Source organism: Pseudomonas sp. BSw22131, assembly GCF_026810445.1.
GTDB lineage: Bacteria > Pseudomonadota > Gammaproteobacteria > Pseudomonadales > Pseudomonadaceae > Aquipseudomonas > Aquipseudomonas huanghezhanensis.
Map to the genome: position 1 here is coordinate 857,194 of NZ_CP113949.1, position 18,185 is coordinate 875,378.

At 53.6% G+C, this 18,185-nt stretch carries 14 protein-coding genes and 1 pseudogene; all 15 read right to left on the reverse strand.

Translation table 11 applies throughout. The features are described 5' to 3' along the window. Nucleotides 1–445: 445 nt before the first annotated feature. Nucleotides 446–1,225, reverse strand: coding sequence for a M48 family metallopeptidase (locus OYW20_RS03760; protein ID WP_268799400.1), 780 nt, complete (start codon nt 1,223–1,225; stop codon nt 446–448). Next, a complete protein-coding gene (locus tag OYW20_RS03765; protein ID WP_268799401.1) occupies nt 1,222–4,497 on the reverse strand; it encodes a type I restriction endonuclease subunit R in 3,276 nt (1,091 codons plus the stop codon). The genes OYW20_RS03760 and OYW20_RS03765 overlap by 4 nt, the downstream gene beginning before the upstream one ends. Before the next feature lie 28 nt (nt 4,498–4,525). Further along, nucleotides 4,526–5,530, reverse strand: coding sequence for a virulence RhuM family protein (locus OYW20_RS03770; RefSeq protein WP_268799402.1), 1,005 nt, complete (start codon nt 5,528–5,530; stop codon nt 4,526–4,528). Between the two features lies 1 nt (nt 5,531). Then, nucleotides 5,532–6,368, reverse strand: coding sequence for an HAD family hydrolase (locus OYW20_RS03775; RefSeq protein WP_268799403.1), 837 nt, complete (start codon nt 6,366–6,368; stop codon nt 5,532–5,534). After that, nucleotides 6,368–7,576, reverse strand: a complete 1,209-nt coding sequence (locus OYW20_RS03780; RefSeq protein ID WP_268799404.1) for a restriction endonuclease subunit S — start codon at nt 7,574–7,576, stop codon at nt 6,368–6,370. The genes OYW20_RS03775 and OYW20_RS03780 overlap by 1 nt, the downstream gene beginning before the upstream one ends. Beyond that, nucleotides 7,566–9,089, reverse strand: a complete 1,524-nt coding sequence (locus tag OYW20_RS03785) for a type I restriction-modification system subunit M (RefSeq protein WP_268799405.1) — start codon at nt 9,087–9,089, stop codon at nt 7,566–7,568. Before OYW20_RS03785 ends, OYW20_RS03780 begins: the two co-directional genes overlap by 11 nt. A 3-nt stretch (nt 9,090–9,092) precedes the next feature. After that, entirely contained in the window at nt 9,093–9,665 is a 573-nt protein-coding gene (locus OYW20_RS03790; protein WP_268799406.1) for a restriction endonuclease subunit S, read from the reverse strand. 42 nt (nt 9,666–9,707) lie between these two features. After that, nucleotides 9,708–9,989: a hypothetical protein gene (locus tag OYW20_RS03795; protein ID WP_268799407.1), complete on the reverse strand. Its 282-nt coding sequence runs from the start codon at nt 9,987–9,989 to the stop codon at nt 9,708–9,710. An 832-nt stretch (nt 9,990–10,821) separates the two neighbouring features. Then, a pseudogene (locus OYW20_RS03800) lies at nt 10,822–12,060 on the reverse strand (tyrosine-type recombinase/integrase). 405 nt (nt 12,061–12,465) lie between these two features. Then, nucleotides 12,466–13,206 (reverse strand): LexA family transcriptional regulator, encoded by a 741-nt coding sequence (locus OYW20_RS03805; RefSeq protein WP_268799408.1) that lies wholly within the window; start codon nt 13,204–13,206, stop codon nt 12,466–12,468. A 404-nt stretch (nt 13,207–13,610) separates the two neighbouring features. Next, nucleotides 13,611–14,138, reverse strand: coding sequence for an inorganic diphosphatase (ppa, locus tag OYW20_RS03810; RefSeq protein WP_003317259.1), 528 nt, complete (start codon nt 14,136–14,138; stop codon nt 13,611–13,613). Between the two features lie 108 nt (nt 14,139–14,246). Continuing rightward, on the reverse strand, nt 14,247–15,065 hold the full coding sequence (locus OYW20_RS03815; RefSeq protein WP_268799409.1) for a M90 family metallopeptidase: 819 nt from the start codon (nt 15,063–15,065) through the stop codon (nt 14,247–14,249). A 3-nt stretch (nt 15,066–15,068) separates the two neighbouring features. Then, entirely contained in the window at nt 15,069–15,716 is a 648-nt protein-coding gene (locus OYW20_RS03820; protein WP_268799410.1) for a DedA family protein, read from the reverse strand. Between the two features lie 164 nt (nt 15,717–15,880). Beyond that, the gene (gene eutC / locus OYW20_RS03825) at nt 15,881–16,729 is read right to left on the reverse strand and encodes an ethanolamine ammonia-lyase subunit EutC (RefSeq protein WP_408005459.1); all 849 of its coding nucleotides are present in this window, start codon (nt 16,727–16,729) and stop codon (nt 15,881–15,883) included. Continuing rightward, the gene (locus OYW20_RS03830) at nt 16,726–18,120 is read right to left on the reverse strand and encodes an ethanolamine ammonia-lyase subunit EutB (protein WP_268799411.1); all 1,395 of its coding nucleotides are present in this window, start codon (nt 18,118–18,120) and stop codon (nt 16,726–16,728) included. Before OYW20_RS03830 ends, eutC begins: the two co-directional genes overlap by 4 nt. Nucleotides 18,121–18,185: the final 65 nt, after the last annotated feature.

An 18,185-nucleotide genomic window follows, 5' to 3' on the forward strand; every position in this document is an offset into this window, starting at 1 on the left:
TCCTGGAAGTCAGGGCTCTTTCAGCTTGAGAGCTTTAGTGCAAGGCTGCTCTGTTCGAGCGCAATGTCCCCAGCCCACAAAAGTCTCGGCAGTGCTGAGACACATTACTTCTGCTGTGTCGGCTTATGCGAATAATACGGCGCATGCCAAAGCCGCATGAGTGACCAGCCTATGAGAGAGTCGGCGACACTCTGGGTGAGGGGAAATATTCTGGACATTAAAAAGCCGGCTTGTGGTTAGCTTTTAATTGATCTATGTTTTTGAAAAACAATGATTTAGGTTTTTTGAAAGGCGCTCCGATCCCCCATTTGTTCCCCCACTTTTTTGTGATTTTTGCACGGTATTTGACCAGCTTTTTTTGGGGTTCAAGCGTGGTTAAAAGGTGGGATTGCCTGATACGGTGATTAGCGACGTCGAATTATGAGACGGCTGGGCCGCCCCTCTTTTAGGTGGTGCTGTTAAGCAATGCCGTCGCCATCTCGTCGAGCCGTCTCTTGACAGTCTCCCATTGTGGCATCACCTGCTTCATCAGTCGGTAGAAACGTTCGCTGTGGTTGTGCTCGGCGATATGGCAAAGCTCGTGAAGAAGCACATAATCGATACAGTCTCGCGGCGCTTTGACGAGGTGTGGGTTGAGAGTAATACGTCCCTTGGGCGAGCAACTCCCCCATTGGGTCTGCATGGTCTGGATGCGCAATAGCGGCTCGCCAGCCACCCAAAGCGTCTGATCCATAACTGCCTGCAAGCGACGCGAGAAGACCTCCCGGGCACGGGCTCTATACCAGTCGCTTAGCAGCTTACGTACGTTCTCTGGAGATTTATGCCTAACGGATACTTCCAGTTTCCCTCGCAGCAGGCGCACTTGCTGAGCCGCTTCGGGAGCTTCGATTACCTTGAGCACATGCTGCTTACCTAGGTAGTAATGGCTTTCCCCGCTGATGTATTGGCGTGGGGTGACATGCGCCAGTTGCGTACGAAACTGGCGTAGTTGTTCGTAGATCCAACGACCACGCTGCTTTAGCGCCCGTAATACTGCCTCATCACTGGCAGTAGCAGGCGCCTGTACTGACACTCTACAGTCAGGATCGACCTTGATTAGCAAGCGTTGCATCTGTCGTGCCTTGGGCGCACGTTCGACCACAATGAGCTCGTCGGCGTAGTGGAAGCTGAGCCAATGCTTCCCAGCGCACTCATGAGCTCCAGCCAAAACGATGGGTACGCTCATGCAGCTGTCAATCCCACTCGAGTGATCTGGACTATCCACTCAACGATATCTTTTGCTTGATCCATCCCTGCGCCGGTTGCTTTGCATTCCTTGAACATCAGCGGCAGCAGTTTCTTGCGTATGTCCGCCTCGATATTTTGGGGATTGATTGAGTGCTCTGCCACCGAAGTAGTGACCATCTCTTCCAGGCGGAAGGCCAGCTTGATCCACTCGTCTTGTGTTTGATTGTCAAGTGCAGCAAAAGCCTCGGGCAGTATCTTTTTGAATACGCCATAGTAAGCCTGAGCATGTTTGTTGCCGGCAAATGCATCTGGCAATTCATCCAATTTACGCGTCTGCACTTGCTGCTCGAACTCGTGAAACAAGAGATATTGTTTGAGCGGGTGGTCGAAGAGTTTTTCCGCCTCCTCAATGGCCTGACGCAACAGTTTGGAGAACGCCTCCTGGGCATAGGGGTCGTCGCGTAGCTCCTGCTCTATCATCTTGCTTATGCGAGTCTTGATGATGTCAGTCTCGTTGCGAGTCTTCTCTTCACTCCAGTCTTCTGGCTTTTTCTGACCCATCTTGCCGACTTCATAGACGCCTTCCGACTCTCTCACCTCAACCCCGACCACATGTTTGTCCAGTAGCTTACGAACTTGTTCTGTGTATTTGTCGTAGTTCACTGTTTCACCAGCATCCTGTTTTGCCAACAGACGCAGGCTCGAGAGCTCTTTGAGGGTATCCTTGTAATGGGCTCGATCCGCATCGGTGAAACTGGTATCTTCGAAAAATGAAGCGGACTGCAACGCTACTTTCAGGCAACTGGCGAACTCGGTCAGGGCTTCGTAGAAATCCTCACGTACTTTTAGGTTGATATCGATCAGGTCGCCCTCACGCGCTTGCATTCTGGGCACGAGTACATGGCGCAGTTGCTCGATATCACCCTTGTTTTTGACATTGGCAAAGATCGCCCAGAGATTTTTGTACAATTGCGGCAGGCGCTTGTATTCGCTACTCATCGGGTCGTAGAGACCTGCAATGTCGTTGATGTCATAGCCGCCTTGCGTCCGCGAAGCCAAATCCTGGTACTTTTGAATAGTCGTATCCAACTCAGTAAGGATGCCGCGATAGTCAATAAGCAGACCGAATTTTTTCAGCGGATGCAGGCGGTTGACCCGAGCGATGGCCTGAATCAGATTGTGTTCTTTGAGCGGTTTGTCAATGTACAACACGCTGTTCTTGGGCTCATCGAATCCAGTCAGCAACTTGTCCACAACGATCAAAAGCTTGAGTGAGTCATCCTTGTCAAAGCGTTCGATCAACTGTTTGGTGTAGATCTGTTCATCAGTGCTGCCGACATTCTTTTTCCACCATTGAGTAACCTCGGGTGAGGAAGACTCATCCACCTCAAGATTGCCCTCACGGCTGTCCGGCGGACTCATTACTAAGGCGCTTTCGAAAAGATTGGCTTCATCCAGGTATTTCTTGTACTTGACCGCCGAAGCCTTGCTGTCGCATGCGAGCTGTCCTTTTAGACCTTCATCAATGTTTTTCACGAAGTGGTTGGCGATATCCAGAGCGATCAACCGAATGCGGTCGTCGGAGCTGTAGATCTGTCCCTTGCTGGAGAACTTACGCTTGAGGTCGGTCTTTTGTTGATCTGTCAGCCCTTCGGTAATGCGTGAGAACCAGCTGTCTATGGCCCGATCACTTACATCCAGATCTGGTTTGCGCTCTTCATAAAGAAGGGGCGTTACGGCTTTGTCTTCCACTGCTCGTTGCATCGTGTATGCATGAACAATGGGGCCGAACTTGTTGGTAGTCTTGTCTTTCTTGAGTAGTGGAGTGCCGGTAAAGGCAACAAAGGCTGCATTTGGTAATACTTGCTTCATACGGATATTGTTTTCACCGCCCTGGCTGCGGTGTCCCTCATCGATCAGCACGATGATATCGGCGCTGGTGTTGACACACTCCGGAAGTTTGGTGGCGCTGTTGAATTTCTGTATCAGCGAAAAAATGATGCGCTCGTTACCGCTACCGATTTGCTCGGCAAGACGCGTGCCGGAGGTGGCCATGGCTGATGCACGGTCCTTTTTCCCTGATAGCTCACCACTTGAGGCGAAGGTTCTGCTCAACTGGTTTTCTAGATCGATCCGGTCGGTGACCACCACGATGCGGCACTGCTTGAGATCGTTGTGAAGGATTAACGCCTTACTCAAAAACACCATGGTGAACGACTTGCCGGAGCCAGTGGTATGCCAGATCACTCCCCCTTCACGGCCGCCGTCCTTGCGCTTAAGGCCTATCCGCTCGATAAGGCGCTTGATACCGAATACCTGCTGATAGCGGGCAACGACCTTGCCAACCTTTTTGTCGAACAAGATGAAGTAACGAAGCATCTCGAGTAATCGAATGGGAGATAACAGGCCAATCAACAGTTGATCTTGTCCGGTAACTGCTAACTCACCCCCTGCCAACAGATCTTCATACCAAGCCAAATCTTTAGCAGGTCGATGAGCAAACAAGGCACTTTTCTGTTTGGCACTGAGTGGGTGATTCTTCAGTTCGTGTTGTTTGGTAGCGCTGATGTCTTCCTCGCGCCATGCTGCCCAGAATTTAGTCGGGGTTCCGCAAGTCGCATAACGTCCGTCGCTGCCGTTGATCGAGAACAACAATTGGCTGTAGGCAAACAATCGAGGAATTTCATCATGGCGCTGATTACGTAGGCTCTGTGAAATACCAGCGTCAATGGTCGGGCCCTTTTGAGCATTACCATCCGGGCGCTTGGCCTCAATTACGACTAAAGGGATACCGTTAACGAAACAGACGATATCCGGCCGCCGTGTATCAACGCCTCCGCTACGCAACACACGGAACTCTTCGGTGAAGACAAAGCTGTTTTTCGTCAGATCCTGCCAGTCAATTAATGCGATGGTCGGGTTGGCCCTTTTGCCGTCTATAAACTCTGTTACCGAAATGCCATACAGCAGGTGGTTGTATAGCCGCTCATTGGCTGCTTGCAGTCCTTCATTCAGGGCGGGGCTGCAGACTTCGCTGATCAGGTTGTCGATGGTTTTGGATGATAGCGAGCATTCGCTGCCTCCAAACATGAATCGACGTTTACTTAGCTGCTCACGAAGTACATCGCGGAGTACTACTTCGTCGGTTTTGCCTGATCTGGCGGTGAGCGCCTGATGAGGCGGTAAGAAGTCCCAACCGAGGTTGCTGAGCAGGGCTAGCGCAGGCAATTTTGCGCTGTATTCTTCCTGAAACTTCGGACCGCTAATCATACTGCAAATTCCTTGTCTGGTGCTGACATCAGCTTGGCTTCATGCTACTGCGCAACCGTTTTTCCAGCTGCTCGAGTTCTTGCAGTTCTTGGATATCCACCTCTAGTGCTTCTGCGCTTCTGCGCCTCTGATCGAACTGTTCGTAGCGTTCATGGGCAGCGTGTTTCATCTGCTCGTGGCTCACTGTTCCGGCTGAGCGCAGCAGCGGTTGCTCGTTGAATACCATGAAGCTATCAATGTATTGCCGCCAATCTTGCAGCTTTATGTGCTGACGCTGTTTGGCGCGTAGCTCAGCGAAGTCTACGAACATGCTGACTAGGCGATTGAGCTGGTCCAGCTCTTCGCCATTCAGGTAGTTTTTGGCGACCACCACATCAGCCTTGCGCACTCGGTCGCCCTTGAAACTGAGCAAGTTCATGTTCGGCTCGTTGGCATTGGCGCGGCGCATGATCAACTCGGCAGCAGTATGCCCGGTCACAGCAAAAAACAACCTGTTCTGTACCTCGGCGAAGAGCCGGGCGGTGTCCTGTTCATTGGCGCGATAGTCTTCTGCCAAGGAGAACAGATCCCGAACCTTCTGATAGAAACGCTTCTCCGACGAACGTATGTCGCGGATGCGTTCGAGCAGTTCATCGAAGTAATCCCAGCTAGGCTCCTTCAGGCGGCTATCGTCCATCACGAAGCCTTTGAGCATGTATTCATTCAGGGTACGTGTAGCCCACTGTCGGAATTGAGAGCCGCGGGTTGAGCGTACTCGGTAGCCTACGGCGATTATCATGGGTAAAGCGTAGAGGTTCGTCAGATACTCTTTGCCGTCTGCGGCAGTAGTAAACTTTTGGTTTACAACTGCCTCGGCAGCCAGCTCACCATCAGCCAGTACAGCCTGTATATGCTTGCCGATATTTTGCTTGCTAGTCTGATACAGCTCGGCTAGCTCCAGTTGAGTCAGCCAAACCTGACCATTCATCTCTCGCAAAGTGAACTGCGCCAAGCCGTCTTCTGTGCTGTAAAGGATCAGGTCAATTAACGTCATATCAACCATTCGCCTCAGCGATTGTGCGCATGGAGATGGCCTTGTCGATCATCGCTTTCACGGCGCGGTCAATCGCCGAGTTTTCGGTGTAGTCCGCTGTAGTGGCGAGGTTGGTACGGCCCTCATCCACCAGTTTCTGCGCTTTCTCGCGGGCCCCTCGTTTGCCTTTGCTATAGACAGCAATGGAGTGACCACCTTGATTCTTAACTAGACGCATTGAAGGGATATCGGTTTCGCCGTCCCCAATAAACACCATATTGCTGAAGGGCACTGGTCTCTCGGAGGGCTCGACGAATTTATTGATCACCGAGTTATCGTGCACATCCAAACTGCCCTTATTGATGCGGAACAGATATTGGGTCTTGGTAGTATAATTCACTGCCAGTGCAGGCCAGTGTGCGATACCGTTGTGGTCGTACATAAAGCCAGATGCGTAAACACGGGTGAAATGTTTGTTGATCGGCGTGCCTTCAATCATCTCGCGTAGGCCTGACGAAATAATGAAGTGTTCGACTTTTATCCCTTTAGTACGACCATAGGCAGTGATACGCTTGAACCAGTCTTCCACGCCTGGAAACAGTTGAATACTGGCTCCGAAGTCAGCAAAGTCTTTTTTACTGACACGTACCTTAGCAGCTTGGGCTCGCTCTATCATCAAGCGCATATAGGCCAAGATTTCGTCGGCCTGTTGCTCCTGAGCCATTGCTTTAGCCTCCTGCCAAAAAACGGCAGGTTTGATTTTCAGAGCAGGAACAAAGTCATATTCTTGCATGTTGCCTGGAGACAGGGTGCCGTCGAAATCATAGGCGATAACGAACGGGATATGTTTTTTGGCCATTAAGCGGTCTCCATCTTATCCACCTGCACACGGCGCGTTCCCGTCAGCAGTTGATGCATCAATGCTTTTTTCTCTTGTCTCAAGCAGGCGAGCTTTTTTTGCAGGGTTTCGATTTCGCAGTCAATTGTGGATAGAAATTGAGCAATTTTTTGCTGCTCTTCTATTCTTGGGAGTGGTATTTCAAGTTGACTTAGATCTTTCAAATAAATTCGCACGCGAACGCTACCGCTGCCTGCGTTATTCATATAATCCGTCCAGCGCTCCGATTTTCTGAATTGGTCAAAATACGACCCGAGCAATACGCTCTCGTTGCACCTGAATACAATATAGTCAGGGCTCACGAGGCAATTTTCTTCTTTGTTCCAGCGACAAATAGAACCAACGTTTATTCGCATTGGATTGTAAGCAAACCAGCCGTTTTTTACGATTTTATAACGATTAATAGACTTGCCAATAGTTCTCTCTCTCATGGGGATCATGCCTTCCGTTTTATTGACGGACATGACATTTTCCAACCCCAAGGTAGAGTCTAAGTTGCGGAGGCTGGATCCAAGCAAACAACTTGCTACTGGGGCGCTCGTCCACTGATAGGAAAATCCTGGTAGACGTTGTTTTCCGGCTAGTAGCTTGCGCATCAATACTTTTTTCTGTTGCTGACTTGCCTCAAGTAACTGTGTGGAAGTAACGATGGCTTGATCCCAGGCTGACAGGATTTTGGCGATCTTCTTTTGTTCGAGGTGGGAGGGCACAAGAACTTGAATCGTAGCTAGATCTTTTTGGCCGATGTTCGCCCGAACGACACCTTGCCCTCTTTTGATGGCTTCAGTTCTGAAGTTTTTTGACTGAAGTACGTAGGCCAAAAAATCGGTTCGTAATATGGGGTTTTTTGGTCTTCCTCTAATAACGAAGCCGCCGAAAGTTACGGTTTGCTCGCCGATATATACGGCGGACATTGCGATTTCACTAAAGGTTTCAGAGGTGCGATTAAAAAGTATGTCACCTTTTTTTACTGAGTAGTCTTCCAGCTGTTTTTCGGAAACTTTTACTCTGCCTATTATTTCGCTTTCGGTGATTGTGCTGTTGTTTAAGACATCCATCACGTTTATAAATTTTTGACCATGGCCATAGCTAGCCTTGTCGGTGTTTAGTCCGTTCTTAAACTCAAAAATTTCGCCAAGATGAATGTTTGTCCATTTTTCAGGAACCATAACCAAGCTCCTTTAGGTAAGCATCCATCTCTATCTCTAACTCTGCTAGCTTGGCGTTGAGTTGTGCACGTTCGGCTCGGACAGCCGTGAGATTAATATCGTCTTCCTCTTCGAAAGTATTCACATATCGCGGAATGTTTAAATTGTAGTCGTTGTCGCTAATTTCTTGCAGGCTGGCGCGGTGGCTGTATTTTTCAGAGTTAATACGGTGACGGTAGGTAATGAGAATATTTTGTATATGTTCGTTACTCAGAAAGTTTTGGTTTTTTCCAGACTTGAACTCACGGCTCGCGTCGATGAACAGAACGTTATTATCTGTCTTGGCCTTGTTGAATATCAGGATGGCGGCGGGAATTCCCGTGCCGTAAAAAAGCTTTTCCGGTAAACCTATTACGGCATCCAGCAGGTTTTCCTCTATCAGTTTCTGACGGATTTTCCCTTCTCTGGAGCCACGGAACAGTACGCCATGGGGTACGACTACGGCCATACGCCCCGTCTTGGGCTTCAGTGTTTCAATCATGTGGAGAATAAAGGCGTAATCGCCTTTGCTTTTTGGTGGTACGCCTCGTTTGAACCGACCGAAATGATCATTCTCGGCGTCCTCGTGGCCCCACGTGTCCAATGAGAAAGGTGGATTCGCGGTGACAATATCGAATCTAAGCAATTGGCCATTTTGATCAAGCAACTTGGGGTTGCGTAGAGTATCGCCCCACTCGATCTTGTGGTTATCCTCACCGTGCAGAAACATGTTCATCTTGGCCAGCGACCAAGTGGAACCGATGGCTTCCTGGCCATAGAGTGCGTATTGCTTGCTGCTATGATGCTCTCGAATTTTGCGTCCGCATTTCATCAACAGTGAGGCTGATCCACAGGCCGGGTCGCAGATGCTATCGCCAGGTTGTGGATCGAGCAGTTCGGCGATGAGCTCGGAGACTTCCGGCGGAGTATAAAACTCACCTGCTTTTTGACCACCGCTGGCAGCGAAGTTTTTGATCAGGTATTCGTAGGCGTTACCGATTACATCCAGACTGCCGACGCGGGACGGTTTGAGGTTGAGTTCGGCGCGGTCAAAGTTCTCCAGTAAGTGGCGCAAAATGGCGTTTTTCTGCTTCTCTTCACCGAGGCGGTCGGTGTTGAAGGAAATATCTTGGAAAACGCTTTTGCCGACGTCTTTGAGCTTGGTGCCGTTCGCTTCTTCGATGGCGTGTAACGCCAGATCGATACGTTCACCATTACCTGGTTCGTGACGCTGGTTATGCAGTGCATAAAAGCTGGCGTCACGCGGTAGGACGAAACGCTCGTTTTTTAGCATTTCCTCAATCAGTTCTGGCTCGTCGCCATATTCTATTTTGTACGTGTCATAGTGGTCCTGCCAAACATCGCTGATGTACTTGAGAAACAGCATGGTAAGGATGAAGTCTTTATAGGTGTCCGCGCTGATCGTGCCACGGAATGTGTCGCACGCGGCCCATAGCGCCTTATTGATGTCGTCTTGATTAACTTTGTCGTTCATGGATCAATCCTTAATAAGTTGCTGATAAATGCCCTGGAGCATTTGTTCACGATTCATGTGTAGCTGGCTGATAAGTTGATCTTCTTCATCCCAGAGGCGTTGCAATTGAGTCAGCCTGCCTTGGGTTTCCAGCAAGGGCAGCGGAATGGGCATATTCATCAGCGATGCTTTGCTGATGGCTTGGATGCTGCTGCCGCTGCGTTCAAGGCTTCGCTGGCTTTGCGGAAGGTTGATCAACCAGCACAGGTATTCCGGTAGTACCCTTGTTGTTTTGGGGCTGACAATAAAGAATTGGCTAGTCGCCACAATCCGCTGTTCTGCTCTGTAGAGAGCGGCAGTATTCTTATCGCCGCGAGCGATCACTACGATATCGCCTTGCTCGAGTAAGGGAGCCGCTGTGCGGGCCTCCCAAGTAATGGCAATAAGTGTGGCGGGATCAATCGCTGCTTGTTGACGCAGATCCCTAATCTGCAGGACGCGAACATCTCCAGCCGGGTCATGTTCTAGCGCGCCGCGGAATGTGTAACCCGATCGAATATCAGCCAATTCGCTCAATTTGAATAACTGGGTTGGCATAAGTTAGCTCTGTGTGAAAGCGCCATCCTTGGCGCTAGATGATCAGACTTCGCAGTGCTGGTACTGGTTATGTAGCCATTTGGTCACTTCGACCGACAGTCCATACCATGCAGCGTCTCCCTGAAGACGGGTTACGAGCAAACCGTCATCTGCATCCATTGCTATTTTGAGGTTATCCCGTACCTGATCGGCAGTCTGGCTGGTGGCAATGATCCAGGTGGACTCCAGCGGACGGCACCATGTGCCATAAGCTTTAATCCGGGTTTGCAGAGATTGATAGTCACGCTGCTTACGTAGGTCATAGGTGATTTGATACAATTTCATAGCTTTAGCTCTCCTAACGTGTCAGTTATTGCAATCGCGGCAGGCTGCAACCTGCCGCACCTCACTTTTTTCTCTGTAGTGTCCGTACTGAGGTGATGGCGATGTGACTATCGCTCCCTTTCTGCGCTGCGTCAACTTTTTATTACAGTAGATGACCTACTGGTCGAAAGCTGGTTTTTGGATAGGACTCTGGGGTTCCCCTTCCCCTATCAATGCTTGCGACACCTGTGCAGTTTCCCCACGTCATCCCGCCAAGAATGTTGAGTGTTATCAGGGATCAAGGTCCCTGCGACCTGTGGGGTTGTCCGCTAACGCGGGACTGGCGGCTCCTTACGACCGGGAGCATGGGCATCTCATGATCTGGCCTCCTGAACACCGATACCGGTGGGCGGGTGGAGGCTACATTGGCTGACGAGACCAACGCCGCGTGATCCTGAGTCGGGTGAAGGCAGTGATGCGATGACCGGTGCGTGCCTGACTGTCAGTCAGGTGCAGTCCATTCCGTGGGCTGCGGCACCATCATCTGCATCGCTGTTGCTGGTGACTTCGGTGTTTGTCACGCCGATTGTCACGAGGGGGAAATGCCGCAAAGCCTTGTACGAGTTGGGCTGCAGCAGCGGTAGGAGCGCCCGTCTCTTTCCGGGAGAAAGAGACGGGCGCAGGTTGGCGCAATGAAATGGCCAAGCGGATGAGTTGCTGCAGCGCAGGGACCCGGCTTTTAAAGTCGGTAACCAGAGACCTCGTGGTCCTACACCGATATTGGTTTCGCCGCAGTTGCGGGATTGTCGCCTTTGCGCCCCAAGGTCCGACGCATTCAGCAGTCGCCGCCTCATCATTCCCCCGATGTTTCGCGTTGGCTCTCATCCGTGTGTTCAGGTGTAGATGTAGCGTAGATGGCCCACGCGTGCATCAGCTCCCGTCGCTTATCAAAAAAGTCTGATCGAGAATATGCGCTTTCCGTTTCCCCGCGCTCGTCATGGGCCAGTGCGAGCTCGCAGATATCTCTTGGGAAAGGCGTCCTTTCACCTGCCCAGTCCCGGAAGGTCGAGCGGAAGCCGTGACGAGTGATGTGCTCATAACCCAGTGTATGTAGCAGATTGCGAATGCCATTAGCGTGCATCACGCCGCTTCGGCCGTGGCCGGGGAAAACGTAGGGACTTCTAATATTGATTTTCGGAAGGCCCTTCAGAAGTGAAGCCACCTCTGGGACCAAAGGAATCGCGAACGCTTGCCGTGTTTTCATACGCTCATCTGGCAGAGACCATCGACCCGACTCCAAGTCAAATTCATCCCAGCGTGCGAATCGGACCATATGCGAGCGAGCCCCGGTTAGGATCAGTAACTGAGCTGCGACAGAAACGTGACTGGGATCCTTGCGTAAGTCGTCCATGAGCGTCGGTAGGTCCTGCCATTTCAATGCAGGATGATGTTGGCGTTTACGAGCTTTCTTTTCATGCCGGCTGAGCAGGTTTTCGAGATGGCCGCGCCAGCGTGCCGGATTCTCTCCGGTCCTGAGACCACGGGCTCTGGCGGCATCCAGGATCTGTTCGATTTGCCCACGCACTTCGTCAGCCGTCCGCGTCTTGGTCGACCAGAGTGGCTGCAGGGCCTTGATCAAATGTTTGGTCTCGATCTGATCAGCTGACAGCTTCCCTATTGTAGGGAAGGCATAGAGCTCGAGCTTCCTCAACCAGCCCTTGCGCCATTTCTCCGACCAGCTTGAGCCATGGGCATCTCGGTAGTCGGTGGCCAATTTCTCGAAGGTTATCAGCTGTGCCTGTTCTCGGCGTTCAGCTTCTCGTTGAGCGGCCTGCTCAGCCTGTCGTTTTGCTAAGGGGTCTGTGCCGTTGAGTATCTGGGCTTTATTTTCATAGGCGGCTGCGCGGGCTTTTTTCAGGTCGAGCTGAGGGTAGCTCCCCAGACCCATCTCCCTGCTTTTGCCGTTCAATTGAAAGCGGAGCACTCAGGTTTTTCGTCCTGAGGGTTTCACCAAAAGACGAAGCCCTTGACCGTCTTCGTACGTCCCAGCCTCAACCAGATTTTTGACTTGATTGGCGGTCAGTTTGCCCATTTTTTTCGCCCTCTGTTCCCCCACTTGTTCCCCCACTTACGTGTGGAACGCCTCGGATCAAAACGGAAGTCACGGGAAAAAAAATAGGCTGAAACCCTTAATCTAGCAAGTCTGTAGCGGTTTTCAGTAGATAAGAATGGCTTTCCAAAAGACATTAAAAAGCCGGCTTGTGGCCGGCTTCTCGTGGACAGGTTTGGTTAGTTTTTGGCTAACCGCACCCGCCTGCAAAAGTGCGCTCTGCAAAGGAGCGCTTGTGAGGTAACGAGGCAGGCCCGGGGGCGGTTGCCGCGTCTGTCATCGCTCTGCGGGTAGCGGAGCGGTGATGAAACGAAGGCGTGCAGGATACTGATGTTCGCGGGATCTGCCCAGCTTCAATGGGCTGTCATCTGTCTTTTTCCTTGAAAATCAAGGCAGTGCCGCAGGGTGCCGACGATTGTTAAGCGTGGACCACCAGAAAACCCACCCCAGCACCTGAATATGTTGCTCCTGGATTTGCAGGGCGGTGAAGACCTCGTCCGGGTATTCGCCGGCATTGTGGCTGCGCAATCGCAAACCGCCACCGGGCAGGCGGTACAGGTACTTCACGCGCAGCATGCCGTCGTGTTCGAGTGCGTAGATTTCGCCGTCGATAATGAGCGTCTTGCCCGTGTCGATGCCAATCAGCGACCCATCCTGAATTTTGTCGGCCATGCTGCTGCCGGTCATTGCGATGCAAATCGCGTTATGCAACTCGACGTCCATGGCATTGAGCACGCGGCGTGATAGCCGGATTTTTCTATTCGGCACTTCGCCTACGGCCGTGCGTTGGGCGCCGGGTTTGTGCTGCTCGTCGTACAGCGGGAGATCAAGCTGATCTCGGGCGCTGCGTTCGGTCCGTGGCTTTTCGCTGACGGGTTTCTGGCTCACCGGGGGCGGTGGGGCTGGGGTTCTGCCTTCACCGGGATGCTTGGGGCCGGCACCGGTGCGCAGCCACTCGGCGTTGACGCTGAGCAAGTTGGCAACTTCATCGATACGTCCAATGGGGATGCCGCGCTTGAACCAGTTGTTCACGTGCTGGGGCGTCACGTTGCGGTTGGCTGCGAAGTCTGTGGCGGAGAGGTAGCACTCTCGCAGCAGTACGCGTAATCGATCACCTGATGTATTCATGGGGCCAGTTTACGGCGGCTTTAACTTTGTTTAAATGAACGAAGTGTTCAAAAAACATGACGTAGTAGTCACTCCTGTTTCACAGACTTACAGTTATAAGTTGCTCTTGTAGGATGGTTCTGTAGCTCTTGATAGTTAAGGCAACAATGCTGGGTGCACACAAAAGATAAGCTCTGGAGGCCTCAGTCAGCGAAGGCCGCTGAGACAGAGCCTTTTCAGTAACAGTTTCGAGGCGGATGGGAGTTGGCGTGGGTCGATATATACGCGATGGCGTTAAACACGATAAACGTTCTGTGACGGGGTCGTTTTTTTAAACATTTAAACGCGGATTTTCAGGCGGCGGGACTGGGTTGCGACCTTTAAAGCACCCGAGGACCGGATGCTCTAAAGATTGCGAGTCGGAATCAGCCTTTGTAGGCGGCTACCGACTTGGTGATTTCAGCGCGGGCAGCGTCTGCGTTGCCCCAACCTTCGATCTTCACCCATTTGCCTTTTTCGAGGTCTTTGTAGTTCTCGAAGAAGTGCTTGATTTGCTCAAGCAGCAGGGGCGGCAAATCGGTGTATTCCTTCACATCGACGTACAGCTGGGACAGCTTGTCGTGCGGGACTGCGATGACTTTGGCATCGCCGCCGCCGTCGTCGGTCATGTGCAGGATGCCGACTGGACGAGCGCGGATAACCGAGCCTGGCGTGACCGGGTAAGGCGTCACAACCAGTACGTCCAGCGGGTCGCCGTCGTCAGCCAGGGTGTTTGGGATAAAACCGTAGTTGGCCGGGTAGAACATCGGGGTGGCCATAAAGCGGTCAACGAACAGGCAGTCGCTGTCTTTGTCGATTTCGTATTTGATCGGGGCGTGGTTGGCCGGGATTTCGATCGCGACGTAGATGTCATTCGGCAGGTCTTTACCAGCCGGAATCTTGCTGTAGCTCATTGGGCAGTGCCCCCTTTGTTGACCAGTCAGAATCTGGCGTCGAGCGCCAAAAAGTGGGCCGGATTATAGGCATATTTCCAGAAGTGTTGCCATGTGCGACAACCGCTTCTAGACGTTGGTATGAGCCTGATAGACCGGGTTTTGCTGCTGAAGTGCCGTCAGTCGGCCGAGGGTGTCCTGCCGATAAAAGGCACTCAGTTGCTGGTAGACAGCCGGATAGGCTTGGGCGAGCACATCCGGTGCGCTGAAGAAGTATTCGCTGGTGACCGCGAAGAACTCGCCCGGATCTTCAGCCGCATACGGATCGATAGCCGTCTCGGCGTCGGGATCGGCATCCAGCTGTCGGTTGAGGTCGTCGAAAGCGCTTTGCATCGCATCGGTCCATTGCTTGACCGCCATGCCCTGGTGCAGCGGCGGCATCCCATTGGCGTCGCCGTTGAGCATGTCCAGCTTGTGCGCCAGCTCGTGAATAACCAGGTTGTAGCCTTCCCAGCCGCCGCTCGACAGCACGCCCGCCCACGCCAGAATCACCGGCCCCTGCGACCATGCCTCACCGCTGTGCTCACCGTCCCACTCGTGCTCGATACCGCTGGCATCGCGGTGTTTCTGCGGGCTGATGAAGTCATCGGGGTACAACACAATTTCATGAAAGCCCTGGTACCAGTTCAGATCGCCCAGCGCCAACAGTGGCAACTGCGCCTGCGCTGCAAGGAACAGCCGGGACTCATCGTCCAGATTTACCCCGTCCAGCGCTGTCAGGGTTTTGTCTTGCAGAAACAGTACGCAACAATCGCGCAGACGCTGATCCTCTTCGGCGCTCAGGCCGTCGAGGATCGGCAGGCGTTGACGCACCCGAGCCCATAGCTCATCGGGCACCGGGTGACGCGCCAGGGTGCGGCGCTTGAGCCAGCCGCCAAGCGACCACATGGCTCAGCGTACGTCGGCAGACCGGGCCATGCGGCCGCGCAGCAGACCGATGATCATCGGCAGCAACGACATGATGATGATCGCCAGCACCAGCAGGGTGAGGTTTTTCTTGATGAACGGGATGTTCCCGAAGAAGTAGCCCAGTGCAACCAGACCGCCGACCCACAGGATCGAGCCCAGCACGCTGAAGCCCAGGAAGCGCGGGTAATGCATCTTGCCGACGCCAGCCACGAATGGGGCGAACGTGCGGATGATCGGCAGGAAGCGCGCCAGCGTCACGGTTTTGCCGCCATGGCGATCGTAAAACTCGTGAGTGCGGGTCAGGTAATCGCGACGGAAGATTTTCGAGTTCGGGTTGCTGAACAGTTTGTCGCCCGCAGTGCGACCGATGACATAGTTGGTGCTGTCGCCAAGAATCGCCGCAGCCATCAACAAACCGGCCAACAGCACAGGGTCCATGCCGCCACCCGCAGCCACCGCGCCCGCGATGAAGAGCAGAGAATCCCCTGGCAGGAACGGCATCACCACCAGCCCCGTTTCGCAGAAGATCACCAGAAACAGGATCGCGTAGACCCATGTGCCGTAGTTGGTAACCAGCAAATCCAGGTAAACATCGAGGTGAAGGATAAGGTCGAGCGGATTGAAATCCATGTACGGCACCTGGGTGGTGAGACCCGATCCGGGTCACGTGCGGCTGAAAATGAGGGATTGTGAGGGCGGCATTATAGGGGCAACCCGCGCAATGTCGCCCCTACAGACAGACGCATTTGCTCAATCCTCGCGCATCGGGGGCCTGACCGCTTGGAAGCTGGACTTCATTCTTTCGGACCAGCGAGCAGGAAGTTCGCGCTGCCCTCGGTGGATGAGTCCGACTCCAGCGTCTGCAATTGGGCTTCGTCTTTGAGGCTGACACCTGACAGCTGGCGACGACACGCTTCACGCATCAGGTACAACAGACGATGCGTCGCCATGCCGTAACTCAACCCTTCCAGGCGCACATTGGAAATACAGTTGCGGCTGGCGTCGGTCAGTCCCGTTTTCGGCGCGTAAGTGAAGTACAGCCCGAGGCTGTCGGGAGAACTGAGACCCGGCCGCTCGCCGATCAGGATCACCACCATTTTTGCGCCAAGTCGTTCACCGATTTCGTCAGCAACGGCGACCCGGCCTTGCTCTACCAGAATCACGGGTGACAACGACCATCCCTCAGCGGTGGCCTGTTCCTCCATCCGCTCCAGAAACGGCAGCGCGTGACGATGCACCGCCAACGCAGACAGCCCATCAGCTATGACCACCGCCAGATCAACGCCGCCAGCATGCGCCAAGGCGTACTCGGTCAATGCCTGAGCGGAGTCTTCGTCCAGCTTGCGGCCCAGATCCGGGCGTTGCAGATAGGTATCACGGTCAGGCGCCGCGCTGTGTAGCAGCAAATGTTCTCGGCCCTTGGCGGCAAGGGCGTCGGTGAGGGCTGCATGCTCGAAGGGCAAGTGCACGGCATCACGGGCCTGTGCGTGTGCTGCTTGAAAATCCAGCTGCGCACCGGTGGGCATGCTGGTGCCGGTACGACCTAGCGCAATACGCGCAGGCGTCAGGCGGCGCAGATCGAGCCAAGGGTTTTCAGGTTTGAGATTGGGCGGGTTGATCTCGTCCATGGGCTTGTCACTCATACCAGATGCGCCAGTGCCTGGCGGAATGCCGGCGGTAAAGCATCGCCGAAACGTACGCGGCCATCGGTCTGGGTAAAGATGCCCATCTTCTCCAGCCACGCTTCGTATTCAGGCGCAGCGCGCAAGCCCAGGGTTTGTCGGGCGTACAGCGCATCATGGAAAGAGGTGGTCTGGTAATTGAGCATGATGTCGTCGGACCCCGGAATGCCCATGATGAAGTTGATCCCGGCCACGCCCAGCAGGGTCAGCAGCGTGTCCATGTCGTCCTGATCGGCTTCGGCGTGATTGGTGTAGCAGATGTCACAGCCCATTGGCACGCCCAGAAGCTTGCCGCAGAAGTGGTCTTCAAGCCCGGCACGAATAATCTGTTTGCCGTTGTACAAATACTCAGGACCGATGAAACCCACCACCGTATTCACCAGGAACGGATTGAAATGGCGCGCCACGGCGTAAGCTCGCGTCTCGCAGGTCTGTTGATCGACGCCGTGATGAGCGTTGGCCGACAGCGCGCTGCCTTGTCCGGTTTCGAAATACATCAGGTTCTGGCCCAAGGTGCCGCGGTTCAGACTCAGACCGGCTTCATAGCCTTCCTGCAGCACATTCAGGTTGATTCCGAAGCTGGTATTGGCCGCTTCCGTGCCGGTGATCGACTGAAACACCAGGTCCACTGGCACCCCGCGGTTGATCACTTCAATGGACGTGGTGACGTGGGTCAGCACGCACGCCTGAGTCGGGATTTCATAACGCTGGATGATCGCGTTGAGCATCTCCAGCAACGCAACGATTGAGGAGGTGCTGTCGGTGGCGGGGTTGATGCCGATCATGGCGTCGCCGTTGCCGTACAGCAGCCCGTCGAGAATGCTGGCGGCGATACCCGAGGGCTCGTCTGTGGGGTGATTGGGTTGCAGGCGCGTTGATAAACGACCCCGCAGCCCGACCGTGTTGCGAAATCGGGTGACGACGCGGATTTTCTGCGCGACCAGAATCAGATCCTGCACGCGCATGATCTTGGACACGGCGGCCGCCATTTCAGGGGTCAGGCCTGGGGCAAGGGCGCGCAGGCTCGTCTCGTTTGCCTGCTCACTCAGCAGCCAGTCGCGAAAGCCGCCGACGGTCAGATGGCTGACGGTGGCAAATGCGGCTTTGTCGTGCGTGTCGATGATCAGCCGAGTGACTTCATCGCTTTCATACGGGATCAGCACTTCTTCGAGAAAGTACTTGAGCGGGATGTCGGCCAGCGCCATTTGCGCGGCTACGCGCTCGGCGTCATTGGTGGCTGCGACACCTGCGAGGAAGTCCCCCGAGCGCGCCGGACTGGCCTTGGCCATGACGTCCTTGAGGCTGTCGAAGCAATAAGTCTGAGCGCCGACAGAATGCGAAAAGCTTGCCATGCAGATTCTCCGTGACGGCCGGACGCGTTTGATCCGGGCGTAGTGTCCTCGGCGCCTGACTGCGG